The sequence below is a fragment of the Aerococcus sp. HMSC062A02 genome (assembly GCF_001809535.1).
In the GTDB taxonomy this organism is placed as follows: domain Bacteria; phylum Bacillota; class Bacilli; order Lactobacillales; family Aerococcaceae; genus Aerococcus.
Genome location: NZ_KV797910.1, coordinates 59544 through 84459, shown reverse-complemented (window position 1 = coordinate 84459; position 24916 = coordinate 59544). Strand labels below are relative to the sequence as shown.

The following is a 24916-nucleotide window of genomic DNA, read 5'->3' as shown; positions in this document are numbered from 1 at the left end:
AAAGGAGGCCGGAACTTTTGTCCCAGCCTCCTTCCTGTCTGTCAATTAAAGAAAAAGGAAACTTGCCAAGCTAGTCAAATGCAACCTGCCAGTCTTGGCCTGCGTCTTTAGCCTCATAGCACTTAGCCAAATGGGCAGGAGAGGTGCGGTAGACTGATAAGTCCGGCAAGTCATCTAGGGCAAAGAAGGCACAGGCAGAGGTTTCATTATTGGCCTGAAAATCCACACTCTCCAGCTGGCACTCGACGAATACCTTCACCACCGTAAAGAAGGTATCATTGGCATGACTAGTTTCAAGAAAGAGCAGGCGGTCAGCATGGACCTTGGCTCCCGCTTCCTCCCAGGCTTCTTTTTCACAATTCGAAGCCAAAGTCTCCGTAATATCCATCCAACCCCCGGGCAGGGCCCATTGCTGGTTTCTTTCCTTAACCAAGAGAATCTTATCGTCTTGCCAGATCACCGCCCGGGTGTCAATCTTAGGCGTCTGATAGCCCTCCTCTTCGCTAAAAACCATGGCAATCTCTTCTGCTGAGGCATCCGTCAGCTGGTCAAACATCTCCTGTGAAATGGCTCGGATCCGTTCGAATCGTTCCAAGTCAAAATCATTCGCAGTATAATAACAACCTGCCTGGCCCAGAGCCTGGAGCTCCTTGGCCCATTTCATCCATTTTGACATCTAATCCCTCCCTTGCATTGATTATACCTGACTAAATTCTCTTACAAAAGGGTCAAAAAAAGAAGCCAGGCTCAAACCTAGCTTCTCAATAAAGAATGAACTATTTAGCAGCTGCGTATAATTCGTTAACGTAGTCCCAGTTCACAAGATGCCAGAAAGCATCGATGTAATCAGCGCGAACATTGCGGTACTTGAGATAGTAAGCATGTTCCCAAACATCCAAGCCTAAAACAGGCGCTTGACCATCCATAACAGGTGAATCTTGGTTAGGGGTTGAAACGATCTTCAATTCACCGTTTTCAACAACGAGCCAAGCCCAACCTGAACCAAAGCGACCGCTTGCTGCACTGGCAAATTCTTCCTTAAACTTGTCGAAAGAACCAAAAGTCTTATCAATAGCTTCTTTAATTTCGCCTGTTGCTTCGCCACCAGCATTAGGAGCCAGCATCTTCCAAAACTCGCTATGGTTGTCGTGGCCACCTACATTATTGATGACTGCTTGACGAATATCTTCTGGCACTTGGTCGATATTGGCTAAAATTTCTTTAGCAGACTTGTTCGCAAATTCATCATGACCTTCCAAAGCTTTATTGGCATTGGTCACATAAGTGTTGTGGTGTTTGTCATGGTGCAATTTCATTGTTTCTTCATCAATGTAAGGTTCTAAAGCATCATAAGCATAAGGTAATTCTGGTAACTCAAATGGCATATTTAACTTCCTCCTTTTTTATTCTACTTAGAGTGTAACAAGTCTTAGCTCAAGATTCAAAACATCCGCTCAAGCCTTTTAAATTTCGCTTAAGCCTGGAAGTTTTTTGCCAGCCTTGCTTGGATTTTGCTATACTAAATAAGAAGTACAGAAGCTAGAAAGAGGCATCCTATGATAGCAACTTGGAAATTATTTATCTATAGTATCTTTAAAATCGAGCGTACCATCCCAGCTCTAACCATGAAACTAGGCAAGAAAATCGCCTACTTAGCCCTCCTGACCCTGGTCAGCGCAGCGGCCCTCTTTGCTAATATTTTCCCCGTTCTTGAACTGATCGAAGATAATGGCGAGCAAGTGGCCCAGTCTATCCCTGCTTTTGAGATGAAGGAAGGACAGATTACTCAGTCCGAATCAGAAGGTTTCGTGAATAAGACAGACCTCATCACCTTCGCCTTCGACCCTAAAAACCAGATTTCTGACCAAGAGATGCAAAATATTGAGAAGAAACCCAAACTGGTTATTCATGCCCAAAAAGATCAAGTCACGATTGCTGCCCTCAACCAAAACTACCAGCTTTCCTACCAGGACCTTGCTGGACAGGGCCAGGACTTAAACCAAGCCAATAGCCAAGCGATCATCCGCCAACTGACCCAGATTACTGGTCTCACCATGGTTCTCTTATTTGCCAGCTTATATATTTCTTCATTCTTCTATGTCGCTTTCCTAGCCCTAATGATCAGTCTGATCGCACAGATCCTTAAATTAGGAACGACCCTCCATTTAAACTTTGCTGACCGATTTAACCTCGGACTCTTCAGTATGACCCAGCCCCTGCTAGTCTTCAGCTTGCTTAATATTTTGGGCCTGATGATTCCTTTCCAATCGGAGCTCATCATTCTCCTAGCCCTCTTCCGTTTCTGGATTATGACTCTGAGAACCCATGTGGTAAAACTAAGTGAAGATGAGCTCAAAGAAAAAATTAAAGAAATTGAAAAATATTTTGACGATAAGAATAAATAAGAAAAATCCTAAAGGCTAGCTCCTTCTAGAGCGCCTTTAGGATTTTTATTTTAAGCTAGCAAACTGCTAGACTTTGCTGTGCCCCACAATCATGCAAGATGAGTTCGATGGAGGTGTTAGTGACCAAGAGAATAGGGGCAACTTGTCTTTAAACCAAGCCTTTGCGCCATTCTATTTACTAATCAGTCTATCGATCATCATGCTTGGTATTACGATAGTAGCCGGCCTCTTTGCTTACTTATACTTCCACTCTAAAGAAAGCTATGAGTCCGACACTAACTTAGGCGCTTCGATTAATCGGGCTGTCTGGGAGGATTCCCTAACACCAAGTATTTCAACGGTTGCTTTCCTCATGATTTCTAAACTCCTGGTTAACTGGGGATAAAATACGGCAATTGCTTTAGGTCAACCTCCTTGGTCTATGCAGCCATCGCACCCTTGATCGGAATTTTCTCCTCCTTTATGACCTCTTCAACGACTTCAGGGAATATTCTCTTTATCCTGATCCATCAATCGATTGTCCAAACCATGCCCCAGCTCAGTATCAACCAACTGGTGGCTAGCCAATCCGCTGGTGCCTCGACAGCTAAAGCCGAAGATGAAACAGGCTTAATTTATAAGTGGTGCATTATCTTCTCCCTTCTTGTCGGCTTATTCATGGCCATCTTTGCGATCATTATGCATGTCTTCCTAGCTGGCTAAGCAAGCTGTATATTTACATATTAAAAACGCCTTTCAGTATAAGCTGAAGGGCGTTTTTATGAAGTCGATTAAAAAGAGTTACGGTCCTTATTGGCCTTGCGTTGGGCCCGAAGTTGTTGGCGGCGCTTCTCCCTAGCCTTAGTAGACTTATGCTTCTTAATTTGCCGGTCCAACTTCTTCTTATAACCGGGTTTAACTTTCTTTCTTTTATTTTTGGCAATCATGCCCTTCACTGTATGGTCCGTTTCTTCTTGGTGCTGGGCCTTGCGCTGGCGTCTTTGGTCATGGTGACTAACATCTCGCCACTCGCCGTTCTTCAAGTCCATCACTTCAAATTGGATGCCCTTCTTTTCCAACCATTCAACTGCGGGCTGCTGGTCGGGTTCGTAGAAGGTGATTGCGGTGCCAGGCAAGCCTTGCCGGCCGGTCCGCCCTACCCGGTGGATGAAGAATTCCAATTCATGAGGGATTTCATAATTAATAACATGGGAAACGCCATCGATATCAATCCCCCGAGCAGCTAAGTCCGTAGCTACCACGTATTGGAAGTCTAATTGCTGGATTTGCCGCATGACACGGCGGCGGTCGCGGGCAGACATATCGCCGTGGATCTTAGCCACCAACAGCCCACGTTGGCGCAAGTCCTCATAGACCTGGTCAACTTTGTCAATGGTATTCGCAAAGACTAGGGCCAGATAAGGTTGGCCCACGGTGAGCGCTTCATAGAGCAAGTCTTCCCGCTGGCGTCCACGCACAGGCAAGAGGATATTACGGATGGTCGGTGAGATCAAGCGTTCATTCTCGATTGTCACCCATTCCGGAGCAGCCATATACTTTCTAAGAAAAGGATGGAGTTTCTCTGGAATAGTGGCTGAAAAGACATACATATGCAAGTCTTCAGGCATCCGGCTGGCAATCTGATCAACGGTTTCTAGAAAGCCCATATCCAGGGTCATATCCGCTTCATCTACAACAAAGTGCTGGCAATGATGGAGGTTGACTAATTGCTGTTGGACCAAGTCTAAGATTCTTCCGGGCGTCCCTACAATCACATGGGGGGCGCGGTGGGTCAGGCGTTCAGCCTGGCGCTTAGTATCTGTCCCCCCGAAAGCCCGCTCTATCCGCAAATCAAAGGGGGCAAATTGGCTGATTTGACTGGCATTCTTATAAAGCTGCTCGCCTAATTCGCGAGACGGCGCCGTAATCACTAACTGGGTCCGGTCCCGGTCTTCAAGCTTATCAAAAAGAGGCAGTAGGAAGGCATGGGACTTTCCCGATCCCGTCTGGCTCTGTGCCACCAAGCTCTTGTCTGCTTGGATCAAGGGGATGACCTCTTCTTGAATCGGGGTAGCTTCATGGAAGCCTAAGTCTTGGATGGCTTCTTCAATATAAGTCGCAAAATTATAGTCTGAAAATGTCATTATGGACTCCTTTCACACGGGCTAAGCTTGGCCTAGCTGGTCCTGGTAAGTCTGGGCAGCATCATGGAGGGCTTGGAGGACCTTGACCTGGTCTGCAGCTGAAGGGATGCTCGCCCCACTAGCTTTTGGATGGCCGCCACCATCGAAAGCCTGGGCCACTGTATTAATGGTCGGACCCTTCGAGCGAATCCGGCAGCGGTAAGTGCCATCAGCTTGTTCGACGAAAATGACCCAGGCCAGGACACCTTTGATTTGACCAGGCATTTGCACAATGCTGTGGCTCTCCGCTTCAGATAAACCAAGTTCACTAAGGCTTGCTTGGCTCAGGCTGACACTAGCAACGAGACCATCTTGACTTCTTTGTGTATGGTCGAGGACATAGGCTTGGAGCCGGGCTTGGCCAGGCGTTATCTCCATGGAGGCCTGCATCAATTGACTAGCCGGGAAGTCAAAGGCCAAAAGTTTACCTGCTATAGCTAAGGTTTCTGGACTTGTATTGTCGAAGAGGAAACGTCCGGTATCTCCTACGATCCCTAAGAAAAAATTCTGAGCAGCTTGATCCGTCATTTTTAAGGCATTTTGCGGGTCTAAGACCGTCCGCGCCCAAATTTCTGAACAAGAGCTCGCTGTGGTATCCACATAAGAAAGATCTCCATAAGCTTCATTATCGGGATGGTGGTCAACTTTGACCAAGCGTTCGCCCGAGCTATAGCGGTCATCATCGATGCGAGCCGTATTGGCTGTGTCGTTAACAATCACTAGGGCCTGATTAAAGGTCTCACCATCTACCTGGTCCATGGCCCCAAACTGGGCTAAGGAAGGCTCCGTTTGCCCAACTGCATATATTTTTTTTTCAGGATAAGTCGCTTCCAGCACTGCCTTTAAGCCGAGCTGGGAGCCTAAAGCATCAGGATCTGGCCGCTGGTGGCGGTGAATAATTATCGTGTCATAGGCTTCAATAGCTTGTAAAATATCTTCCATAAAGAATCTACTCCTTCATATCCAAGGGAATTTGCATGGTTAAAGTGGCTTTGGCCATCAGCTGCTGACCATGGTATACATGGACCTCAACATAGGCATGACGGCGGCCCAAGGTCAAGATACGGGGGTGGATTTCCAAGGTACTATTCAATTGCACCAACCGCAAGTTAAGAAAATTAACACTTTCAATAATGGCTGTTTTTTGGACGACATCGGCAAAGTATTGTTCAACCACTAATTGGATGACTCCTAAGAGCAATCCAGTTGATAGGGTGCCTAATTGGTTAGACATGGTGGCATCTGACAGCATTCGGTAGCGTGGATTTTCTAGGCTATCATCGAGGCATTCTAACTTCTCTTCGAGCATAGACTCCAGGCGACTATTGCGGTTGACCTGGTGTTGCTTGTATTCAAGAGTTCGCAAGACATCTTGGCGGGAGACAATCCCTAGGAGACGGTTGCTGTCATCCACTACCGGCAGGAGCTCCAGACCATCCCATACCATCATGTGGGTCACACTGACCACACTCATAGAGAGCTTAGCTACCAAGGGATCAGCGGTCATACAAGATTCAATAACTTCCCGGTCTTCCTTGCCGAGCAAGTCCTTAGCTGTTACAATCCCCTGCAATTCATAGTTCTTATTCACTACTGGAAAACGACTGTGGCGGGTTTTCTCATTGAGCTTACGATAGTCAACCACATGGCTATCGGTAAAGAGATAAAAGGTCTTCTCAAAAGGAATAAAGATGTCTTCAACTAAGACAATATCTTGCTGGATGGCCCGCTCAATCATGGCCTTATTAATCACCGTCGCTGTAGAATAGGTGTCAAAAGCCACGCTCATGATAGGGATCTGCTTCTGGTTGGCCAGGTCGATGTTAGCTTGAGAGGGTTGGAAGCCCCCGGTAATCAGAACAGCCATTCCATGCTCTAGGGCCACTCGTTGGATATCTTCCCGGTCCCCGACAATCATCAGGGCTTCAGGTCTCAGATAGGTCATCACAGCTTCCTCTTGCATGGCACCAATAATGAATTTGGTAATTTCGCCATCCAGGCCTCGTTCGCCCCCATGGACGGTACAATCCGTCAAGCGGACAATTTCGCGGATGGTCAAGCGCTTGGTTTGGTCGTAATCATAGGGTTCAATCCGAACAGTGCCGACTCGTTCGACAGTCCGGACGAGGTTTTGATTTTCGGCCTCTTTGATGGCCCGATAGGCGGTACCATCGGATACCTTCAAATCACGAGCAATACGCCGCACGGAAATCTTCGTATCAATTGGTAAATCGCGGATATAATTCAATATTTGCTCATGCTTAGTCGTCATCTTTCTTCTCCTTTGTTTCTGCTTGATAGTCTGGAGTTGGCGGCTTAAGGGGCAGGCTCAGATTTTCAAAATCTTGAGCAGTAAGTTCAGACAAACCGACCCCCAAGAGGCGGATGCCCTGGTCAACTTGGCCAAATTCCTCCCATAAGTCTTCGGCGTGGAAGGCGATCTCCTCCGCATCAAAGATAGGCGTCTGCAAAGACCGCTGCCTAGTCATAGTAGCAAAATCTGGGTAACGGAATTTAAGGGTGACCACCTGGCCGTGGAGCCCTTTATCTTCTGCCGATTGACTGACCTCAGCTGCTAGTCGCTGGAGCTGCTGGCGAACCTCATCTTCATGGTAGAGGAAGGGATAGAGTGTGGTTTCCTTACTAATTGACTTGCGTTGGCGCTTGACCCGGACTGGCCGCTCGTCAACGCCTCGGATCCGTTCGTAGATCCGCAAGCCAAGTTTCCCAAAAATGTCCAGGCATTCTTCCTGACTCAAGGCCCGCAAATCGCTTCCCTTATGAACCCCTCGCTCATGGAGGCGCTCAGCTGACTTTTTGCCGATGCCATAGAAGTCATCGACTGGCAGCCCGTCCAAAAAGGCTAGCGCTCGCTTGGGCGTAATTACCGTCATTCCCCCCGGCTTCCGATAATCTGAAGCGAGTTTAGCTAAGAACTTGTTATAAGAAACACCAATACTGGCAGTCAATCGGAGCTCCTGGTAGATACTTTCTTGGATATCACGGGCCAAATACATAGCATAGGGCTGGTTGAGCTTATTCTCCGTCACATCTAGGAAGGCCTCATCAATGGACAAAGGCTCAATTAAATCCGTATAGCGGGCAAAGATTTCCCGGACTTGGGCTGAAACCTCCCGGTAATACGCATGACGGGCAGGAACAAAAATCGCCTGGGGACATAAACGGTAGGCTTCTGCCGCACTCATGGCCGAATGAATGCCAAATTTACGTGCTTCATAGCTGGCCGTTGCGACCACTCCCTTACCGCTATTCTCTTTGGGATGGCGGGCAATCACTAAGGGCTTACCGCGGTAGCTGGGTTCATCCCGCTGCTCGATGGAAGCATAGAAGGCATCCATGTCGACGTGTAAAATTTTTCTTTTAGCTTCAATTTTGGGTTCCTCAAATTCTAGAATCCCAATCGTCCGCATACTAGCCCTCCATTCTCCCTAGACTTAAAAACTTCGGCCTCTTTTTTGACTAAGGAACTTTCTAGCAAAAAGCTGTTCCAAAAATCAATCCTGACACCCAGTTCCATAGTAGGCTCCAATGGTCTAGGCCTAAGCAGCTTTTGTCACAGGCTTACTTCCACAAATATATTTTGACTAGCTCCAGCATTTAAACGTAAGCTCTGCCCTTGGTCTAAATCTTTCAGGACCAGGTCATTACTATAGGCTTCCCGGTCAACAAGTTCATAAGCTTTATTCATGCGCAGGCCATGTTCATCCAAATAGGCTAGGAGCTGGTCATCATCTACCACCCGGCGCACGATAAAGGAAGTCCCTAAGTTAATATTTGCCAAGGCCTCCATGGCTTCATGTTCTGAATGCCCTTCTTGGTCAGGAATCGCACCACCATGAGGACAGTACTTTGGGTAACCCAGATAGGCCTCTAAGCGGTTGATGAAGTCGTCCGAAACATAGTGCTCTAAGACTTCGGCTTCGGGGTGGACTTCATCCCAAGGGTAACGCAATTCATCGTGTAAGAAAACTTCCCAGAGCCGGTGGCGGCGAATAATCTGCGAGGCAAAATAGCTTCCTTCCTCCGTTAAACGAACGCCCTGGTAGGGAACATAGACAAGATAGCCTTCAGCCTGCAGCTTGTTCAACATCTCAGTGACGGAAGCGGCTGAGACATGGAGCGCTTGACTAATTTCCTTATTCGAGATATTACGCTCATCACCCTTCAATTGGTAGATTGCTTTCATGTAATCATCTTTACTTCTAGACATAAGACCTTCATTCACTCCCTCATTTGATATGGTTCAACTTGGCCAAGCCCATAAATTATCTACCCTCTATTATACATGAAATTAATAATTTTCAGAACGATAGAAATTTCCTCCGTCTTGAAATTTAACCAAGAAAAAACAGGATGACCAGCTGGCAAAAGCTTCCTTCTGGCATCCTGTTTCCGACTATAAAAGATTAGAGATATCCATATCATCAAGCTTAGGAACCGACAGTGTGGACGCTTCCAGATAGGCGTAATCGAAGTAGTCATTGGCCGTGAGCGCGTTCACAGCTTGGCGTTTCTGACGAATACGCTTGGGTTTCTCCTTCTTCCAGGCATAAGTCGTAAAGTAGGCTTCAATATCCTGACTCCTAATCTCTGGATAGCCTTCTTCTTGAAATTGCTTGGCCTTACGCTCAAAGGCTGCTTTCAGCCAGAAGCGTTCCCAGTCACTAAGTGCGATCGCTTCCGCTAGTGGCATGTTTCCCTATTCCTCGTCTTGAGGATCCGCTTGACCTTCGCGCACTTCAAGTCCATCCTTTTCTTCAACTTGGTCGGCTTCCTGAGTTTGGACTGTTTCTTCTTCTGCTTTTTCAGCAGCTTGAGCCTCAGCAGCATTAGAAATAGCTGCATTAGCCGCTTCAGTCCCCGCTGGATCCGCCTTTTGTGTCCGAGCAATCGCTGAACGTTCGAATACGAGCAGGACCCCTTCACAATCTAAGGTAATGGTGTTCTTCACTTCATCGATCTCATAGATGACACCATGAAGGCCGCCAATCGTTACCGCATGGTCACCGACGCCCATAGAGGATAACATGTCCTTATGCTTCTCTTGGCGTTTTTTCTGTGGACGGATCATTAAGAAGTACATAATCCCACCAACAACAATAAAGTATAACAAGAGACTCATTAAGCCTCCGCCAGATGCTGCAATATAATATGAATTCATTCTAATTAGTCGCTCCTTTCAAAAGTAAATGCCGTTAATACGTCTATTCTAACATAGCTCGTCTCCTAAGAGGCTAATTAGCCCTTTAATTCCTAAAAGTTTTTAGGATTTTTAGTATTTAGGCCATATGCTTCGAAGAATTCTTCCTTGAAGTCTAAAAGATTATCATCACGGATCGCTTGGCGGACCTGGGCCATGAGATCTAAGAGGAAGTGGAGGTTATGGATAGAAGTTAGGCGCAGACCAAATGTCTCATCCGCCTTAAAGAGGTGGCGGACATAGGCCCGGCTGAAATTCTGGCAGGTATAGCAAGAACAGTTTGGATCGATGGGGTTAAAGTCCCTCTGATAAGGGGCATTCTTAACCACCAAACGCCCTTGACTAGTCATGCATGTCCCATTCCGAGCAATCCGGGTTGCCAAGACGCAGTCAAACATATCGACGCCACGAATGACACCTTCAATTAAGGCATCTGGGCTCCCTACCCCCATCAGGTAACGGGGTTTGTGTTCGGGCATGACGGGGGTCAGATAATCGAGGACTTGGTACATCTCGTCCTTGGATTCCCCTACCGATAAGCCACCAATGGAATAACCTGGGAAGTCCAGACTGATCATATCCTTAGCGTGTTGGAGGCGCAGATCCTTATAACCTGCGCCCTGGAGGATCCCGAAGAGAGCCTGGTCGTCTGGTCTCTGATGGGCCTTGAGCCCCCGTTCAGCCCAGCGTGTCGTCCGATCAATGCTGTGTTTAACATAGTCATAATCATGGTTAAAGTCCGGACACTCATCCAAGGACATGATAATGTCTGCGCCCAAATTATTTTCGATTTCAATCGCTTTTTCAGGGCTCAAGAAGAGCTTACGTCCATCCAAGTGGCTCTTAAAGTGGACCCCTTCTTCGGTCAATTTCCGGCTGTCGCTCAAAGAAAAAACTTGGAAGCCACCGGAATCTGTTAAAATGGGCCGGTCCCAATTCATAAACTGGTGGAGTCCGCCTGCCTCTTTAACAATATCATCACCTGGCCTTAACCAGAGATGGTAGGTATTCGATAGAATAATCTGAGCATTCATAGCCTTTAATTCTTCCGGTGACAAGCTCTTCACCGTGGCCAAGGTACCTACTGGCATAAAGATAGGCGTTTCAATAATGCCGTGGGGGGTCTTAATTTCCCCCAAACGGGCCCCTGTGTGTTTTTCTTTTTTGATTAATCGATATTCCAAAGCTGGCATGGACTGGCATCCTTTCTATCAAAGCTAAAGCCTAGCATTCATTGCTTCAATCATCATTTAATCCTACCACATTCTACGCCCCAGCTGCAAGCTCGGGACATATGTATAAGAAAAAAGAGAGTGTGACAAAAGTCGATCAGGCCTGAACCACTGGAGCGAACTATGAGAAAACGTTTACTAACGATTTCTCATAGTTCGTGAAGTGGATGTCAGGCCTGACTTTTGGAGCAGGTTTTTGAAAAATGTTCGCTATTTAAAAAGAGGTTGGAACTTTTGTCCCAGCCTCTCGCGCATTGGCGCTAATTAATCAATTTTAACAGCTTCCTTGACCAGAGCCACAACTTCATCTGCTGTTGTAGCTTCATTTAAGGCTTTATCAGCCAGAGCTGCCATTTCCTTGGTATCTAATTCCGCCATCAAGGCCTTGGTTCTCAGGATGCTTGAAGCAGACATGGAGAATTCATCCAAGCCCATACCAACGAGCAATGGTGCAGCGATTTGGTCGCCGGCCATTTCCCCACACATCCCGGTCCATTTACCTTCTTTATGTGATGAATCAATCACATGCTTGATCAGACGAAGGACAGATGGATTGTAGGGTTGGTAGAGGTAAGACACATGCTCATTCATCCGGTCTGCTGCCATAGTGTATTGGATCAAGTCATTGGTCCCGATAGAGAAGAAGTCGACTTCCTTAGCGAACTGGTCAGCAAGAACAGCTGCTGCAGGGATTTCAATCATGATACCGACTTCAATATCTGAAGCTACTTCATGGCCTTCTCCTTCAAGTTCTTGGCGCACTTCTTCTAGGAAGGATTTAGCTTCACGAAACTCTTGCAGGCTAGCAATCATTGGGAACATGATCTTCAAGTGACCGTGTGCTGAAGCACGGAGCAGGGCCCGAAGTTGGGTGCGGAAGAGATCCTTTTGGTCGAGGGCAATCCGGATGGCCCGGTAGCCCAAGAAGGGGTTCATCTCTTCAGGCAGGTCCATATAAGGCAATTCCTTATCACCACCGATATCCATGGTCCGGATCACAACCGCCTTGTCGCCCATAGCTTCTAGGACTTTCTTGTAGGATTCATACTGGGCCTCTTCTGTTGGCATTTCATCAGAATCCATGTAGAGGAATTCTGTCCGGTAGAGGCCAATCCCTTCTGCCCCATTATTGAGGGCCCCGTCCACATCCTTAGGGGTCCCAATATTAGCGCAGAGTTCAAAATGTTGACCGTCTTTCGTTACGGTTTCAGCATCTTTTAGGAGTGCCCATTGCTTGCGTTTTTCTTCAAAAGCAGCCGCCTTTTCACGGTAAGTGGCGAGTTCTTCTTCAGTCGGGTTAACAATAACTTCCCCATCTAAACCGTCAATAACAACGATATCGCCATCATTTACGGATTGGGAAATCTTAGCTGTCCCTACGACAGCAGGAATTTCTAAAGAGCGGGCCATAATCGCGGAGTGAGAAGTCCGGCCCCCAATGTCTGTCGCAAAACCGAGCACGTATTGCTTGTTCAATTGCGCCGTATCACTTGGGGTTAAGTCGCGGGCGATCACAATGGCTTCTTCATCGATCGTCGCTGCATTGGGGATGTTCACCCCTAATAACTTAGCTAGGATCCGGTTAGAAACATCACGCACGTCCGCTGCCCGTTCTTGCATATAGGCATTATCTACCATGGCTTCAAAAGTTTGAATAAAGAAGTCTGCCACTTGGCGTAGGGCCGCTTCAGCATTGACTTGGTCGCTCTCGATCTTCGCTGTAATCTGTCCGTTAAATTCAGGGTCATCGATCATCTGTAAGTGAGCATCAAAGACAGCCGCGGCTTCTGGTCCAACATTTTCTAATGCTGACTCATAAACTTTTTCAATTTCTTGACGGGCTTCTAAGCGAGCCGCTTCAAAGCGTTGCTGTTCGGCTTTGATATCTTCAATGGTTTTTTCTTCGAAACTTAAGTCTGGTTCAGCTAGTGAGTAGGCCTTGGCAATTGCAATCCCATCACTTGCTGCAATACCTGTTAATTGTAAGGTCATAGGTCCTCCTTAGTTAAAAAGCTTTTTAATGCGTTTACATATCTATTTTACTATATCTTTCGATAAAAGCCCATAGGAATTACTTAGCTTTTGGGTCACGTTTGAGGAAGAAGTTTAGGAGTAAGGCCCCAACTACAGAACCAACTAACCAAGCAATCACATATTGAACGGGGTTAGTCACACCATTGGTCAATACCGCAAAGATCCCACCGTGTGGTACATAGCTGACACAGTTAAAGAACATGCTCAAGGCACCGGCTACCCCAGCCCCAATGGCTAAGGAAGGAATCACGCGGACTGGGTTAGAGGCTGCAAAAGGAATAGCCCCTTCAGTAATGAAGGCTGCCCCCATCACATAGTTGACCATAGCTGAGTTGCGTTGGGCTTCTGGCCATAGGTTACGGTTTAGGGTTGCTGAGATAGCAATAGCCATTGGTGGCACCATCCCACCGACCATAACGGCAGCCATAACATCTGAACCTGCCCCATTAGCCTGAGTAACTAAAGCTGTCCCTGTCACATAAGCTGCCTTGTTTAAAGGACCACCCATATCAATAGACATCATGGCACCGACGATGAAGCCGAGGACAACCCCTAATTCGCTAGGAATAGAAGCCAGGCCATTGGTTAAGGCATCCATGATCATGCCCATTGGCGTATTGACAACAAAGAACATGGCTAAGCCCATGAGCAGGACACCGAAGAGTGGGTAGATGAAGATTGGTTTCATCCCTTCCAAGGACTTAGGTAACCAAGCGAAGGCTTTCTTCAAGAGCCAGATAATCCCACCGGCTAAGAAACCTGCAACTAAAGCACCCAAGAAGCCAGATGGCGCTGCAGTGGCGAAGTAGCCTTCTTGGTTAAAGGCAGTCAAAATCCCTGGATTGGCAAAGACGCCCCCCATAGCCCCTACAACTAAACCTGGCGTATCAGCAATAGATTGCCCGATAAAACCAGCCAAGACTGGGAGCATCATGGCAAAGGCTAAACCACCTAGGGTATTTAAAAAGTGGGCGATTGCATTAAAGCTTGGGTCTGCTGGGTCTGCAGAATTAATCCCCCAGAAGAAGGAAATGGCAATTAACATCCCCCCTGCCACAACAAATGGCAGCATGTGGGAAACCCCATTCATCAAGTGCTTGTAGATTTGACGGCCGAGTGATTCATTGCTTGAATCTTCCTCTTCCTCATGGGTAGATTCACTAGCATGGAAGGTCTTCGCTTCCCCTTCTGCTGCCTGACGAATCAATTCATCTGCCATATTAATCCCATCCGCTACCTTACGGAAGATGACAGGTTTACCATCGAAGCGATTAATTTCTACTTTACGGTCAGCAGCTACAATAATAGCTGTGGCTGCATCGATATCCGCCTTGGTCAAGCGGTGGTTAACCCCCCCCTGGCCATTGGTTTCAACTTTGATCTTGTAGCCAGCTTTTTCAGCGGCCTGTTTGAGTTTTTCTTCGGCCATATAGGTATGGGCAATCCCGGTTGGGCAGGCAGTAACGGCTAGGATGTACACATCGTCATCAGCAACAGCTGGTGCGGCTTCCACTTCCTCTTCTTCAGCCTCTTCTTCCTTATCCGGATCAAATTTGTCCATGATAGCAACCACATCGGCAGTTGTTTCAGCTTCTAATAATGCTGCCTTGGCTTCAGGTTTCATCAAGACACCAGATAATTTAGAGAGGGCTTGTAAGTGCTCATTGCCTTCGCCTTCAGGTGCTGCAATCATGAAGATTAATTTAGCCGGTTGCCCGTCCATAGATTCCCATTCGATGCCTTCCTTGCTGCGGCCAAAGATAACCGCTGCTTGCTTAATGGAAGGATGTTGGGCATGCGGAATCGCGATCTCATCGCCTACCCCAGTGGTTGACATTTCTTCGCGGGCCTCTAATTTTGCCACATACTCATCGACATTGGTCACACCGCCAGCTTGGGCAAATTTTTCTGCCAGGTGCTTGAGCGTGTCGGTCTTCGTTGTTGTCTGTAAGTCCAAGTCCATTGCGTCTTGGATAAATAAATCTGCTAATGCCATAAATAACTCCCCTCAAATGCTTCTATTAAATTTCTTTGACATTAATTTCTTGGTAAAGTGCATAAACTTTGTCGGCTGTTGCAATCCCTGCGGAATAAGTGGTGGCAGAGCCAGAAGCCGCACCTTGTTGCAAGCTTTGGGCATAGTCTTCTGTTTCCAAGTACTTGGCCATAAAGCCAGCCAGCATGGAATCCCCAGCACCAGTTGGGTTGACCACTTGGCCATTTGGTACGTCTGACTGGTAAACTTCCCCATTAGCTGCTACCAGGAGGGCACCCTTAGCCCCTAAGGAAACCAGCACATTCTCTGCACCTTCCTCTTGAAGCTTCTTAGCATAGTAGATGATGTCTTCAACACTTTCAATCTTGACATTGAAAATTTCACTCAACTCTTCATTATTCGGCTTAATAATGAAGGGCTTAGAAGCGAGGCAGGCACGCAAGAGATCGCGGTTAGTGTCTAAGACAAAACGCGCGCCCTTGTCCAAGCAAATATCGGCAATTTTCTTGAAGTCATCAGCTGTCATCCCGGGTGCCTTGTTGCCCATTAGGAAAACCACATCACCGGCCTGGAGTTCTTTTTGGAAGAAGACTGCTAGTTCCTCGCGTTTTGCTTGTGGAATCTGAGGGCCTTCGCCGTTAACCTCTGTTGCCGTTGCTTGACGGGTATTGATCTTCGCATTAATCCGGGTAAAGCCATCGACCTCAATAAAATAAGGATCGATGCCTTCAGCTTGGAGCTCATCTTTAATGAACTGACCGGTAAAGCCACCTAGAAAGCCCGTTGCCCGGTTCTCATGACCCAAGCGCCGTAAAAGAATGGACGCATTGACCCCTTTACCCCCAGCGACATAGCTTTCTTCAGCTGAGCGATTCAATCCGCCTTCAACTAATTGATCAAGCTGGTAGACCATGTCGACGGCCGGATTGAAAGTAATTGTATAAATCATCCCTTCACCTCTCTTAAATTAATTTGTTCGCTACATTGTTGCTTGAGCTCAGGGCTCAGCTCGCTCGTTATCACAATTCCTGTGTCCGCATCAGCTACCTTGGCAAAAGACATCTTGTCCAATTTGCTGCTGTCAGCGAGGAAATACACCTGGCCGCCTTGGCTGATCGCCTCTTGCTTAATATTAGCCTCCTCGATATCTGGAGTCGTCATGCCAAAATCGGGGTGGATAGCATTGATCCCCATGAAGACCTTGTTAAAGTGATAATTCGCAAGTTGCTGAAAAGCTTGGGAACCGACGACAGCCCGCGTGTTTTTTTTCAGATTACCGCCCAACATAATCGTATCGATAGCTAAAGCATTCAAAGCCATGGCTTGTTCAATTCCATTGGTAACCACCAAAATATCGAGGCCCGCTAAATGGGGAACCATCTGCAAGGTGGTTGTCCCAGCATCTAAATAAATAATATCCTTATCTTGAACCAAGTCAGCTGCTGCCTTAGCAATCGCTTCTTTCTCTTCAATATGTTGGGTCAACTTCTCGTCGAGTGACTTCTCATTATCCAATGAATAATGCCGTCTAGCGCCACCATGAACGCGGGTTAGCTTCCCTTCATCTTCTAAAGTGGATAAGTCACGTCGGATGGTCGCCTCAGAAGCACCGAGTTGGTCAACCAGACTGGTTACCTTGACTAGGGACTCTTTCTCGAGCATCTCCACAATGAGTTGCCTTCTTTCTGTCGCAAGCGTTTTCAACACCCCCTCTCAATTAATAGAATACCATGTTCGAAGGATCGTTTCAATCATTTTCGATCATATTCGATCACTTTTTTTGATAGTAAAGCCCTTAACTGGTCAATTATGGTCACCATCAATCATATATCGCTCGACATAAAAAGAAAATTATGTAAAAAGAGGCTGAAAATTTCAGCCTCAATCTTTCAAATGATAGTATAAATAATCCTTCAGGCAATGGCTAAAGAGCTTCTCATGCGAGAGGAAGGGACTGTGGCCTGCTCCAGGGATAATACGGAAAGCCTTCTGGGGAGCTTGGACCTGGTCAAAGAAGTCAAAGACTTGGTCTAGGGGGGCCTGCCAGTCCAGAGCTCCTGAGACTAGGAGCAGGGGGACCTCCAAGCGATCGATAGCTGTTAAGTCCATACGCTGGGCCTCTTCCATCAGGTCAGCTTGGATCTGGGTAAAGCGCGTCCCTTGGCAGGCCATAAGCCCGTACCAACGCAGGTCGGCCCAGCTTAGATCAGGTGAGCTGAGAGCTTGCCAAAAGACCTTTGCTTGGGCCTTCCAGGGAATCGTCCGCAGATAATCTTGGGCCAAGCGCTCCACCTTAAGATAGTTCTTCGCTTCGATATAGCGAGACTGAAGGGCATGGCGGGTGGCTCGCTTGGCCTTGGTCAAGGAAGCCAGGGCCTGGCGGTCACCAAGACGGTTGATGACCCCCTCAGCCATATCCAAGATGAGGAAGTTACCGGCAATCATGTCCGTAATCTGACTGATCCCCACATAGGCTAAGAGCTTGCCTGGATGGGCCTTGGCATAGCCTAGACCCAAGATGGACCCAAAAGAATGGCCGACCAAGATCAGCTTATCCTTACCGTAACGCTGGCAAAGTTTATCGACTAAGTCATCCAGGCTCCCTTCCAATTCCTGGTAGCTGGGGCCCTCTTGACAACGGTCCGGATTAAGGTAGTAAGATCGGCCAGATCCAGCCTGGGTCCAGTAGCAAATAATAAAATCGTCTTCCAATGCTTTCTGGTAGCTATAAGTAAGCGCCGGATTAGGAAGACCTGGCCCTCCGTGGATCCATAAGATAAGGGGCTTGGTCCGGTCTTGCCCCCGCACCTGGACTGCCTGCCGGTAAGCTCGAGGTCCGAGGTCAAATACCAAGTCCTCAGCCAGTTCAGCTCGGTAGAGACGCTGGTTGACTTTTCGATAAATATAGAGAAAAGCAAAGGCGAGGACGAGACAAATCAGGCAAATGATCATAAATGAGCTCCTTTTTAGGGCGGTCAGGCTAGGCTTGGTAGCGGCATTCTCCCTTGAGATAGGTAGCTTTAAGATCCAAGTTTTCGTCCAGAATAATGAAGTCCGCATCCAGGCCAGGCTTAATTTGACCGCAGACATTTTCCAAACCTAGCGATTTGGCTGGGTAATAGGAAGCCATCCGGACAGCTTCGGGGAGCGATGCCAAGCCCCATTCCACCACATGCTTAACGGCTGTCTTTAGTTCTAGGATGGAACCAGCCAAGTTACCTCCCTCTTTCAAGCGGGCCGCTCCATCTTTAACGATGACTTCAAACTCACCTAGCTTGGAAGGCCCATCTGCTAAGCCCCCTGCTCGCATGCAGTCGGTTACGAGGAGGCTTTCTTTCGGTCCACGTTGATCGACTAGAATTTGAGCAGCGCGCGGATGGACATGGTAACCATCACAGATGAGTTCGGCATAAACCTCCTTGAAGCTTAGCGCCGCCCCCACCATACCTGGTTCACGATGATGGAGGCCAGACATGCCATTGTAGGTGTGAACGAAGAAGTCAGCCCCCGCTTCATGGCAGGCCTTGGCTTGGTCATAGGTCGCATTAGAGTGGCCTAAGCCAACATGGACGCCCAGTTCTTTGGCAGCTTTGACAAAGTCAACTGACCCTTCACGTTCCGGTGCAATCCCGATCCGGTTAACTAAGCCCTGGGAAAGTTGCCGCCAATTTTTCAGCTGGTCAATTTCTGGATCTAACATGTAATTAGGGTTCTGTGCGCCCTTGTATTTCTCAGTGAAGAAAGGGCCTTCTAGGAAAATTCCTTGAACCCTAGCTCCACTTAAGTGAGGTGCTGTATCACCAATCATCTGGCAAACTTGGTTGAGTTCTTCCGTCGGTGCAGTCAGGGTCGTTGGCAACCAAGAAGTGACCCCACAAGACAATAAGCCTTCCGCAATCGCTGCTAGGCCTTGGGGATCTGCATCCATTACATCATGGCCCAAGAAGCCATGGATATGGAGGTCAAAGAGGCCCGGTGCCAGGGTGACTTCCCCTAGGTCCACATAGTCTCGCCCCTCCTCAAGTTCAGTGTAAATGCCAACGAATTTGCCGTCTGCTACTTCAATATAGGCATCACTTAGGTCTTCCTGGCTGAGGATCACCCGCTTGGCCCTGTAAATTTCTGACATCTCTGTTCATTCCTTTCTCATATCTACCCCGATCACTTATCACATGGCAGAGCTTATTACTGACCTTTATTTTACTCTGTCCCCCTAGAAATTCAAGGCTCTTTCACCCGCTAATTTTTCTTTAATTACAGAATGAAAGTTTTTTCACCGGCATTCATGGTAAAATAGTCCTAAAGCTTAAAATAGAAAGAAGGACTTAGACATGCCCTACCAAGTATATGCCGACAAAGAGACTGCCTCACAAGCCGTATTTGAGCTTTTTAAGGAAGAGCTCAGCACTAATCCGCAGACCGTCTTTGGCTTAGCAACCGGCTCAACGCCAGAAAAACTCTACCAGTTACTCAGAGAATCTGATCTTGATTTCAGCCAGGCCACTTCAATCAACCTGGATGAATACTACGGTCTGCCGGCTGACCATCCCCAGTCCTACCATTATTTCATGCAAAAAGAACTTTTTGCTGCCAAGCCATTCCGAGCTTCCTACCTTCCTGACGGTAGTACGGATGACCCTCAAGCAGAAGTTAAGGCCTATGAAGCCATTATTGACCAAAACCCCATCCAGGTCCAAATACTAGGCATCGGCCACAATGGCCACATTGGCTTCAATGAACCAGGTTCACCTTTCGATAGTTTAACCCGCCTAGTTGACCTCACCCAATCGACCATCGAAGCTAACCAACGCTTCTTCGATAGCATTGACGAGGTCCCCACCCAGGCTTTGAGCATGGGGATTGCGAGCATTATGAAGGCGGACAAGGTTATTCTCATGGCCTTCGGTGAAGAAAAAGCCAAAATCGTCCAAGCGGCATTAGAAGGGCCGGTGACCGAAGAGGTGCCAGCCAGCATCCTCCAAAACCACCCCAATGCCCTCTTCATCCTCGACCAAGCTGCCGCTAAATACCTAAAGTAAAACTTAATAGGCGATTAAAAAGGCAGCCCGCAAATTTTCTGTGGGCTGCCTTTTTTCATTTAATCTAGCCATCGTGCCCCCTCTTCGTCGAGGTCCAGTACACGAATTTGAGCATCTTGGATGTCATGGCTGAGTATGTCAGCTAAGTCTTCGGCATTCTCCTTATGGGCCAGGGTCATGATCGTTGGACCGGCACCACTTAAGTAAGTACCATAAAGACCAGGCTGTCCGTCTAAGGCTTGGCGCACTTGCTTAAGTTCAGGAACCAAGGGGCTACGGTAAGTCTCATGCAAGAGGTCCATCTCCATAAGATGGCCAGCTTCTTCCAATTCACCGATAGCTAGCTTACTGGCTAGGACATTGCCAATACCATTAGCTCTCACGGCTTGGGCGAAGTCCAATTTTTTGGGGAGGACAGCCCTTGCCTGACTAGTTAGGAGCTGCTTATTAGGAATGGTCACCACGAAGGCAATGTGGGGGAAGGTATGCTTGGTCCATAAGACCCGGTCGGCTTCCAAGGCCACCCCTATCACTAAGCCCCCTGCAAGAGCGGGCGCCACATTATCCGGGTGTCCCTCAATAGCATTGGCCATATTAATCTTCTCTCCTTCTGACCAGCCTTTTTGTCCCAAACGGTCGGCCAGTTCAATGCCTGCAATAATGGCACTAGAACTTGAACCTAAGCCTCGTGCTGAAGGAATGTCGGAATGCATGGCTAATTTATGGGCAGGCACTTCTGGCGCCAATTTTTGGATGGTTTGGATGATTAGGTTGTCCTCACCGTGAGGAATATCATCGCCCAAGTCATGGTCAATCCACCAAGCATCAGCCGGCTCTAATACATCCATGGTTAAGTAGAGGCTAACCGCTACACCAATTGAATCAAAGCCAGGGCCCAGATTAGCTGACGTCGCAGGTACAAGTAAACGCGTCATCATCTGCCTCCCCTAGTCTAAGACATTATAAGAAGCAGCGCATGCCATCTGGTCAGCTTCCTCAACGAGTTCAAGCAAATAGGCCTTCTCTTCCATAGTCATCAAATCTGTCACCACAACTACTTCAGCTTCTTCACTTTCGCTAGGCAGTTGGAGGACATGAGCTAGGCTGATATTCGCCTTGGCAAAAAGTTCCGTCAAACGGGCAAAAGAGCCAGTTTGGTTGACCAATTTAAAGCGGAAAAAGGCTCTTCCCGTCACATCCTTGGCTTTTGACCAAGTGCTTGCTCGGTTAAAGCGGGCGAAAGGTGCGCCAACTGTGCTTTCATTCATGTTGCGGCCAATCGCAATAATGTCAGCCACAACTGCAGAGCCAGTTGGTAGGGCGCCAGCCCCCGCACCATAGAACATCAATTCCCCACTAGCTTGGCCAACCGTATAAACAGCATTCATTTCTGCATTAACCGTAGCAAGGGGGTGGCTATTAGGAACAAGGGTAGGAGCCACTTCAGCATAAATCTGGCCATCCTGGCAAGAAGTCGAACCTAATAATTTGATGGTATAACCGAGCTGCTTAGCCACTTGAATATCAGCTTGTTTAATTTGACTAATCCCTTGAATGGGAAGGTCATCTAAGCTAATTTCAGCTCCAAAAGCCATCTTAGTCAGAATAACTACCTTACGGGCTGCATCCAGACCTTCAACATCAGCGGTTGGATCAGCTTCTGCGAAGCCAAGTTCTTGGGCATCCTTTAAGACCCTTGCATAGTCTGCCCCCTCTTGGGTCATCCGGCTGAGGATATAATTCGTGGTTCCATTGAGGATGCCCCGCACCTGGACCAATTCATCAGCCACAAGCGAATTAGATAGGGCACGGAGAATAGGAATACCCCCAGCAACAGCCGCTTCGTAATAAAGGTCGAGACCTTTTTCTTGGGCTAAGTGACTGAGACTTGCACCATGGACAGCGATCAAGTCTTTATTCGCTGTCACCACATGCTTGCCGGCATTAAGGGCCGCTTCAATACAGTGTTTAGGGAAATCTATCCCCCCCATCAATTCAGCTACAATCGCAATTTCAGGGTCATTTAGGATATCATCCAGCGATTCTGTTAAAGGAATTTGTTCAGCTAAAGGCCCAGTGACTTCATCCACAGACTTCACCAAGGCCGCCTTCACAACAACTTCCTTACCGAGGATAGCTTGCATCTTCTCCTGGTGTTGGAGGATAATTTCTGCCGTTCCTCCCCCTACTGTCCCTAAACCTAGTAATCCAATATATAGTTTATCCATCTTTCGGACCTCCTCTTTCTCTTACTTAGAAGCTGACTGCGCTTTATCATAGGCTTTCAGTTCAGCCTGGGCATAGTGCACATCCCCTAAATAGTCTTCTTTATTACCATTAATCTTCATAAAACATTCATCGCCTTTGCCGGCTAAAAGAACTACATTTGGCGCTTGGTCAGCCGCTGCATCCACAAAAGCTTGGTGGATGGCTTGAGGTCGGTCCAGTATAATCTCTGCTTGGCCACCAGCCTCTAAGACATGTTGGTGGAGAGTTTGGCAGATCGCTTCAACAGACTCGGTATCCGGATCATCCATGGTCAAGTAAATGGCGTCCGCCTCCTGGGCAGCAACCTGGGGCAAGTCTTCGCGCCGACCAATCCCGCGATTACCCGGTGCCCCAAAGACAATCCGGTAGCGGTGGTCAGGAAACATCTGCTTAGCGGCGTGAAAGAGCTGCTCAAAACTCAAGAGATTGTGGGCAAAGTCCACGATAGCCTTCAGCTGGCCATCAGCTGACTGAAAAACCTCCATGCGTCCTGGTGCTTTAATTTGAGCCAAGGCTTGGTTAATCAAGGCATAAGGAACACCGTAATGACGGGCAATGGCGATAGCGACCAGGGCATTTTCTACATTGAAGATTCCCTGCATGCTCATGGTCATTTCTTCCTGGCCTTCCGGATCGTGGAGGGTAAAACGCTGGCCATCCGTTTGCGCCTGGATATCTGTCGCATAATAATCAGCGCTCGCATCATTGAGACTTACTGTAATAATTTCTTCGACTTCAGGACTCCTTTGGGCACGGTCTAGAATACGGTCATAGTGGTCGCTATCTTTAGCGAGAACGGCACACTTGGCCCGGTCAAAAATTTTAAGCTTACTTTCAAAATAATCCTCAAAATTAGGGTGTTCATTAGGGCTGATATGGTCCCTTGAAATATTTAAAAAGGCTGCCACATCAAATACAACTTGATCCACCCGACGATACTTCAAGGCCTGGCTGGATACTTCCATGGTCATGAAATCGCGCTGGCTCTGACGGGCATGGTCGAAGTGCTTAAACAAGGGCAAGGATTCCGGCGTCGTTAGCTGGGAAGCGCCCCGATCAACCCCATCATCGAAACGATTAGAGGAGAGGAAGGCTGTTGCTGGCTTGCCCTGGTCCTCCTGGTAGGCATCGAGGATGGCATGGAGATAGGCTGTGGTCGTCGTCTTGCCCTTGGTTCCCGTAATCCCAATCAAGTCAAAGGCCCGGTAGGGAGCCCCATAGAAAGCGTCAGCCACTAAGGGCATCGCCCGCCGGACATCGTGCACCTGGCAGTAAGGAAGGTCAACTTGGGGATAATGATCTTCCGCTATATAAGCGACCGCTCCCTTGGCCTTAGCCTGGTCAAGAAATTTCGGATCAAAATGTGCCCCCTTACAAAAGAACAAGCAGCCCGGCTCAACCTCTCTGGAATCATAGCTAATTTGCTTAACTTCCAGAGCTCCCGGCCAATTCAAGTCCACAATTTCATCTGCTTCAGCTAGTCTATCTGCCAGCTTATCCAAGTTCAATGCATTCACTACCGCTCTTCACCCTTCCTTATCCGCTTCAAAAAAAGAGCCGTGCCAAACACGACCCAGCGTTTCAGCAGTTAACTGCCGATAATCGGATTTCGTTCTATTGCAACAATTCAAAGATTTCAATGGCAACTAAGTCAATATCGTCAAATTGGAAGCTTTCATTAATTGTATGGTCATGCAATTCAAAGCTCTCAGTTTCACGATCATAACGAACTTGGCAGCGTTCCTGACCTTCAAATTCGAAACGTCTTACCTCAATCTCAGAATCATCTGCCGTCATCGCTTCTAAACGGTTAAGAATCGCTTTTAACTGTGATGTTTTCATAAGAAAACTCCTTTCACTATATCCCAAATTACCCTATTAAATATAAAGTAACTTAGCTAAAATTGTACACTAAATCCTTGCTTCTGTGAACAATTATTCTAAATTTCTTAGCCAGAGCTATCCATTCCTCTAGCGTCTTACTTTATTCTAGCATAGTCTCCTAGAGACTTCTCGAACAATGCATGAAAAAATCCCTAAATTATTAGAAATTAAGAAAAAAGGTCTTGCGATAAAAGTTGATAATTGAATGGATAGAAGTCGAAGAGCTCGGGACAAAAGCCCCAGCCTCTTTAAAAAAGGAGCTTTTTCAAAAACAGTTCCAAAAGTCAGACCTGACATCGGTCGTGAAGTAATCCAGGCCTAAATGACTTTTGTCACACTCTCAATTTTTATAAAGGAGCAAAAAAATAACCGGTGCGAGCACCGGTTAATGAAAGTTTTTTATTATTCAGACAAACCTTCGTTTGACATCGTTTCTTTAATGGCTGCGATAGCTTCTTCTTCGTCGCTACCTTCAGCAGTAATTTCAACATCTGCGCCTTTACCAACACCTAAAGACATAACGCCCATGATGGATTTAAGGTTAACAGATTTACCTTTATATTCCAAGTTGATTTCAGATTCAAACTTGCTAGCAGTTTGAACTAATAAAGTAGCTGGACGTGCGTGGATACCAGTTTCAGCAGTAATATTGAAAGTTTCTTTTTGCATAATAAA

At 47.4% G+C, this 24916-nt stretch carries 25 protein-coding genes; 4 read left to right on the top strand and 21 right to left on the bottom strand.

From position 1 onward, the window contains the following. Positions 1 to 70: 70 nt before the first annotated feature. The gene (locus HMPREF2626_RS01215; protein WP_070616805.1) at positions 71 to 676 is read right to left on the bottom strand and encodes an NUDIX hydrolase; all 606 of its coding nucleotides are present in this window, start codon (positions 674 to 676) and stop codon (positions 71 to 73) included. Between the two features lie 100 nt (positions 677 to 776). After that, a complete protein-coding gene (locus HMPREF2626_RS01210) occupies positions 777 to 1385 on the bottom strand; it encodes a superoxide dismutase (protein ID WP_070616802.1) in 609 nt (202 codons plus the stop codon). A gap of 171 nt (positions 1386 to 1556) precedes the next feature. Here HMPREF2626_RS01210 and HMPREF2626_RS01205 point away from each other — a divergent pair, with 171 nt between their 5' ends. The 3 genes from HMPREF2626_RS01205 to HMPREF2626_RS01195 all read left to right on the top strand — a co-directional run bounded on the left by HMPREF2626_RS01205 (position 1557) and on the right by HMPREF2626_RS01195 (position 3107). Next, positions 1557 to 2405 (top strand): DUF1189 domain-containing protein, encoded by an 849-nt coding sequence (locus tag HMPREF2626_RS01205; RefSeq protein WP_070616800.1) that lies wholly within the window; start codon positions 1557 to 1559, stop codon positions 2403 to 2405. Positions 2406 to 2547: 142 nt separating this feature from the next. Then, positions 2548 to 2790 carry a hypothetical protein gene (locus HMPREF2626_RS01200; RefSeq protein ID WP_070616799.1) on the top strand — a complete coding sequence of 81 codons (243 nt, stop codon included), beginning with the start codon at positions 2548 to 2550 and terminating at the stop codon, positions 2788 to 2790. Continuing rightward, the gene (locus HMPREF2626_RS01195) at positions 2781 to 3107 is read left to right on the top strand and encodes an L-lactate permease (RefSeq protein WP_141744554.1); all 327 of its coding nucleotides are present in this window, start codon (positions 2781 to 2783) and stop codon (positions 3105 to 3107) included. Before HMPREF2626_RS01200 ends, HMPREF2626_RS01195 begins: the two co-directional genes overlap by 10 nt. A gap of 68 nt (positions 3108 to 3175) precedes the next feature. On the opposite strand, the gene HMPREF2626_RS01190 is transcribed toward HMPREF2626_RS01195, so the two are convergent. From HMPREF2626_RS01190 to nagA, 14 genes are all read right to left on the bottom strand, one after another. Then, on the bottom strand, positions 3176 to 4528 hold the full coding sequence (locus HMPREF2626_RS01190) for a DEAD/DEAH box helicase (RefSeq protein WP_070616795.1): 1353 nt from the start codon (positions 4526 to 4528) through the stop codon (positions 3176 to 3178). Between the two features lie 21 nt (positions 4529 to 4549). Further along, the gene (locus HMPREF2626_RS01185; RefSeq protein ID WP_070616793.1) at positions 4550 to 5509 is read right to left on the bottom strand and encodes a DHH family phosphoesterase; all 960 of its coding nucleotides are present in this window, start codon (positions 5507 to 5509) and stop codon (positions 4550 to 4552) included. Between the two features lie 7 nt (positions 5510 to 5516). Then, entirely contained in the window at positions 5517 to 6839 is a 1323-nt protein-coding gene (locus tag HMPREF2626_RS01180; protein WP_070616792.1) for a DRTGG domain-containing protein, read from the bottom strand. Continuing rightward, complete coding sequence (dinB, locus tag HMPREF2626_RS01175; RefSeq protein WP_070616790.1) at positions 6829 to 7998, bottom strand: DNA polymerase IV; 1170 nt, start codon at positions 7996 to 7998, stop codon at positions 6829 to 6831. Before dinB ends, HMPREF2626_RS01180 begins: the two co-directional genes overlap by 11 nt. Before the next feature lie 143 nt (positions 7999 to 8141). Next, entirely contained in the window at positions 8142 to 8798 is a 657-nt protein-coding gene (locus HMPREF2626_RS01170; RefSeq protein ID WP_070616788.1) for a metal-dependent transcriptional regulator, read from the bottom strand. 186 nt (positions 8799 to 8984) lie between these two features. Then, positions 8985 to 9281, bottom strand: coding sequence for a post-transcriptional regulator (locus HMPREF2626_RS01165; protein ID WP_067975630.1), 297 nt, complete (start codon positions 9279 to 9281; stop codon positions 8985 to 8987). 6 nt (positions 9282 to 9287) lie between these two features. Next, positions 9288 to 9749 (bottom strand): preprotein translocase subunit YajC, encoded by a 462-nt coding sequence (yajC, locus tag HMPREF2626_RS01160; RefSeq protein WP_070616786.1) that lies wholly within the window; start codon positions 9747 to 9749, stop codon positions 9288 to 9290. A gap of 92 nt (positions 9750 to 9841) precedes the next feature. Next, positions 9842 to 10981, bottom strand: coding sequence for a tRNA guanosine(34) transglycosylase Tgt (gene tgt, locus HMPREF2626_RS01155; protein ID WP_070616784.1), 1140 nt, complete (start codon positions 10979 to 10981; stop codon positions 9842 to 9844). 303 nt (positions 10982 to 11284) lie between these two features. Further along, positions 11285 to 13012, bottom strand: a complete 1728-nt coding sequence (gene ptsP, locus HMPREF2626_RS01150) for a phosphoenolpyruvate--protein phosphotransferase (protein WP_070616782.1) — start codon at positions 13010 to 13012, stop codon at positions 11285 to 11287. 79 nt (positions 13013 to 13091) lie between these two features. Further along, positions 13092 to 15050: a PTS fructose transporter subunit IIABC gene (locus tag HMPREF2626_RS01145; protein WP_070616780.1), complete on the bottom strand. Its 1959-nt coding sequence runs from the start codon at positions 15048 to 15050 to the stop codon at positions 13092 to 13094. 25 nt (positions 15051 to 15075) lie between these two features. After that, positions 15076 to 15999, bottom strand: a complete 924-nt coding sequence (pfkB, locus tag HMPREF2626_RS01140; RefSeq protein WP_070616778.1) for a 1-phosphofructokinase — start codon at positions 15997 to 15999, stop codon at positions 15076 to 15078. After that, positions 15996 to 16757 carry a DeoR/GlpR family DNA-binding transcription regulator gene (locus tag HMPREF2626_RS01135; protein WP_256374727.1) on the bottom strand — a complete coding sequence of 254 codons (762 nt, stop codon included), beginning with the start codon at positions 16755 to 16757 and terminating at the stop codon, positions 15996 to 15998. Before HMPREF2626_RS01135 ends, pfkB begins: the two co-directional genes overlap by 4 nt. A 174-nt stretch (positions 16758 to 16931) precedes the next feature. Continuing rightward, positions 16932 to 18002, bottom strand: a complete 1071-nt coding sequence (locus HMPREF2626_RS01130; protein ID WP_070616775.1) for an alpha/beta fold hydrolase — start codon at positions 18000 to 18002, stop codon at positions 16932 to 16934. A gap of 28 nt (positions 18003 to 18030) precedes the next feature. Beyond that, positions 18031 to 19179 carry an N-acetylglucosamine-6-phosphate deacetylase gene (nagA, locus tag HMPREF2626_RS01125; RefSeq protein ID WP_070616773.1) on the bottom strand — a complete coding sequence of 383 codons (1149 nt, stop codon included), beginning with the start codon at positions 19177 to 19179 and terminating at the stop codon, positions 18031 to 18033. Between the two features lie 202 nt (positions 19180 to 19381). Between nagA and HMPREF2626_RS01120 the strand changes: the two genes are divergently transcribed. Further along, a complete protein-coding gene (locus tag HMPREF2626_RS01120; RefSeq protein WP_070616771.1) occupies positions 19382 to 20089 on the top strand; it encodes a glucosamine-6-phosphate deaminase in 708 nt (235 codons plus the stop codon). Between the two features lie 59 nt (positions 20090 to 20148). Here HMPREF2626_RS01120 and thrB read toward each other — a convergent pair whose 3' ends face one another. The 5 genes from thrB to HMPREF2626_RS01095 form a co-directional block, all read right to left on the bottom strand. After that, a complete protein-coding gene (gene thrB, locus HMPREF2626_RS01115) occupies positions 20149 to 21024 on the bottom strand; it encodes a homoserine kinase (RefSeq protein WP_070616769.1) in 876 nt (291 codons plus the stop codon). A 12-nt stretch (positions 21025 to 21036) separates the two neighbouring features. Beyond that, positions 21037 to 22317 carry a homoserine dehydrogenase gene (locus HMPREF2626_RS01110; protein WP_070616768.1) on the bottom strand — a complete coding sequence of 427 codons (1281 nt, stop codon included), beginning with the start codon at positions 22315 to 22317 and terminating at the stop codon, positions 21037 to 21039. Between the two features lie 21 nt (positions 22318 to 22338). Next, positions 22339 to 23874, bottom strand: coding sequence for a Mur ligase family protein (locus HMPREF2626_RS01105; RefSeq protein ID WP_070616765.1), 1536 nt, complete (start codon positions 23872 to 23874; stop codon positions 22339 to 22341). Positions 23875 to 23971: 97 nt separating this feature from the next. Beyond that, positions 23972 to 24199, bottom strand: coding sequence for a YkuJ family protein (locus HMPREF2626_RS01100; RefSeq protein WP_067975593.1), 228 nt, complete (start codon positions 24197 to 24199; stop codon positions 23972 to 23974). Positions 24200 to 24643: 444 nt separating this feature from the next. Beyond that, a complete protein-coding gene (locus HMPREF2626_RS01095; protein ID WP_067975590.1) occupies positions 24644 to 24910 on the bottom strand; it encodes a phosphocarrier protein HPr in 267 nt (88 codons plus the stop codon). Between the last annotated feature and the right edge of the window lie 6 nt (positions 24911 to 24916).

Coding starts and splice junctions, on each gene's coding strand:
- HMPREF2626_RS01165 (WP_067975630.1), bottom strand. CDS start 9,281: ATGCCACTAGCGGAAGCGATCGCACTTAGTGACTGGGAACGCTTCTGG.
- HMPREF2626_RS01215 (WP_070616805.1), bottom strand. CDS start 676: ATGTCAAAATGGATGAAATGGGCCAAGGAGCTCCAGGCTCTGGGCCAG.
- HMPREF2626_RS01180 (WP_070616792.1), bottom strand. CDS start 6,839: ATGACGACTAAGCATGAGCAAATATTGAATTATATCCGCGATTTACCA.
- nagA (WP_070616773.1), bottom strand. CDS start 19,179: ATGTCAGAAATTTACAGGGCCAAGCGGGTGATCCTCAGCCAGGAAGAC.
- HMPREF2626_RS01210 (WP_070616802.1), bottom strand. CDS start 1,385: ATGCCATTTGAGTTACCAGAATTACCTTATGCTTATGATGCTTTAGAA.
- HMPREF2626_RS01110 (WP_070616768.1), bottom strand. CDS start 22,317: ATGGATAAACTATATATTGGATTACTAGGTTTAGGGACAGTAGGGGGA.
- HMPREF2626_RS01185 (WP_070616793.1), bottom strand. CDS start 5,509: ATGGAAGATATTTTACAAGCTATTGAAGCCTATGACACGATAATTATT.
- HMPREF2626_RS01205 (WP_070616800.1), top strand. CDS start 1,557: ATGATAGCAACTTGGAAATTATTTATCTATAGTATCTTTAAAATCGAG.
- HMPREF2626_RS01145 (WP_070616780.1), bottom strand. CDS start 15,050: ATGGCATTAGCAGATTTATTTATCCAAGACGCAATGGACTTGGACTTA.
- HMPREF2626_RS01120 (WP_070616771.1), top strand. CDS start 19,382: ATGCCCTACCAAGTATATGCCGACAAAGAGACTGCCTCACAAGCCGTA.
- yajC (WP_070616786.1), bottom strand. CDS start 9,749: ATGAATTCATATTATATTGCAGCATCTGGCGGAGGCTTAATGAGTCTC.
- HMPREF2626_RS01100 (WP_067975593.1), bottom strand. CDS start 24,199: ATGAAAACATCACAGTTAAAAGCGATTCTTAACCGTTTAGAAGCGATG.
- pfkB (WP_070616778.1), bottom strand. CDS start 15,999: ATGATTTATACAATTACTTTCAATCCGGCCGTCGACATGGTCTACCAG.
- HMPREF2626_RS01170 (WP_070616788.1), bottom strand. CDS start 8,798: ATGTCTAGAAGTAAAGATGATTACATGAAAGCAATCTACCAATTGAAG.
- tgt (WP_070616784.1), bottom strand. CDS start 10,981: ATGCCAGCTTTGGAATATCGATTAATCAAAAAAGAAAAACACACAGGG.
- ptsP (WP_070616782.1), bottom strand. CDS start 13,012: ATGACCTTACAATTAACAGGTATTGCAGCAAGTGATGGGATTGCAATT.
- HMPREF2626_RS01095 (WP_067975590.1), bottom strand. CDS start 24,910: ATGCAAAAAGAAACTTTCAATATTACTGCTGAAACTGGTATCCACGCA.
- dinB (WP_070616790.1), bottom strand. CDS start 7,998: ATGCGGACGATTGGGATTCTAGAATTTGAGGAACCCAAAATTGAAGCT.
- HMPREF2626_RS01190 (WP_070616795.1), bottom strand. CDS start 4,528: ATGACATTTTCAGACTATAATTTTGCGACTTATATTGAAGAAGCCATC.
- HMPREF2626_RS01130 (WP_070616775.1), bottom strand. CDS start 18,002: ATGATCATTTGCCTGATTTGTCTCGTCCTCGCCTTTGCTTTTCTCTAT.
- thrB (WP_070616769.1), bottom strand. CDS start 21,024: ATGACGCGTTTACTTGTACCTGCGACGTCAGCTAATCTGGGCCCTGGC.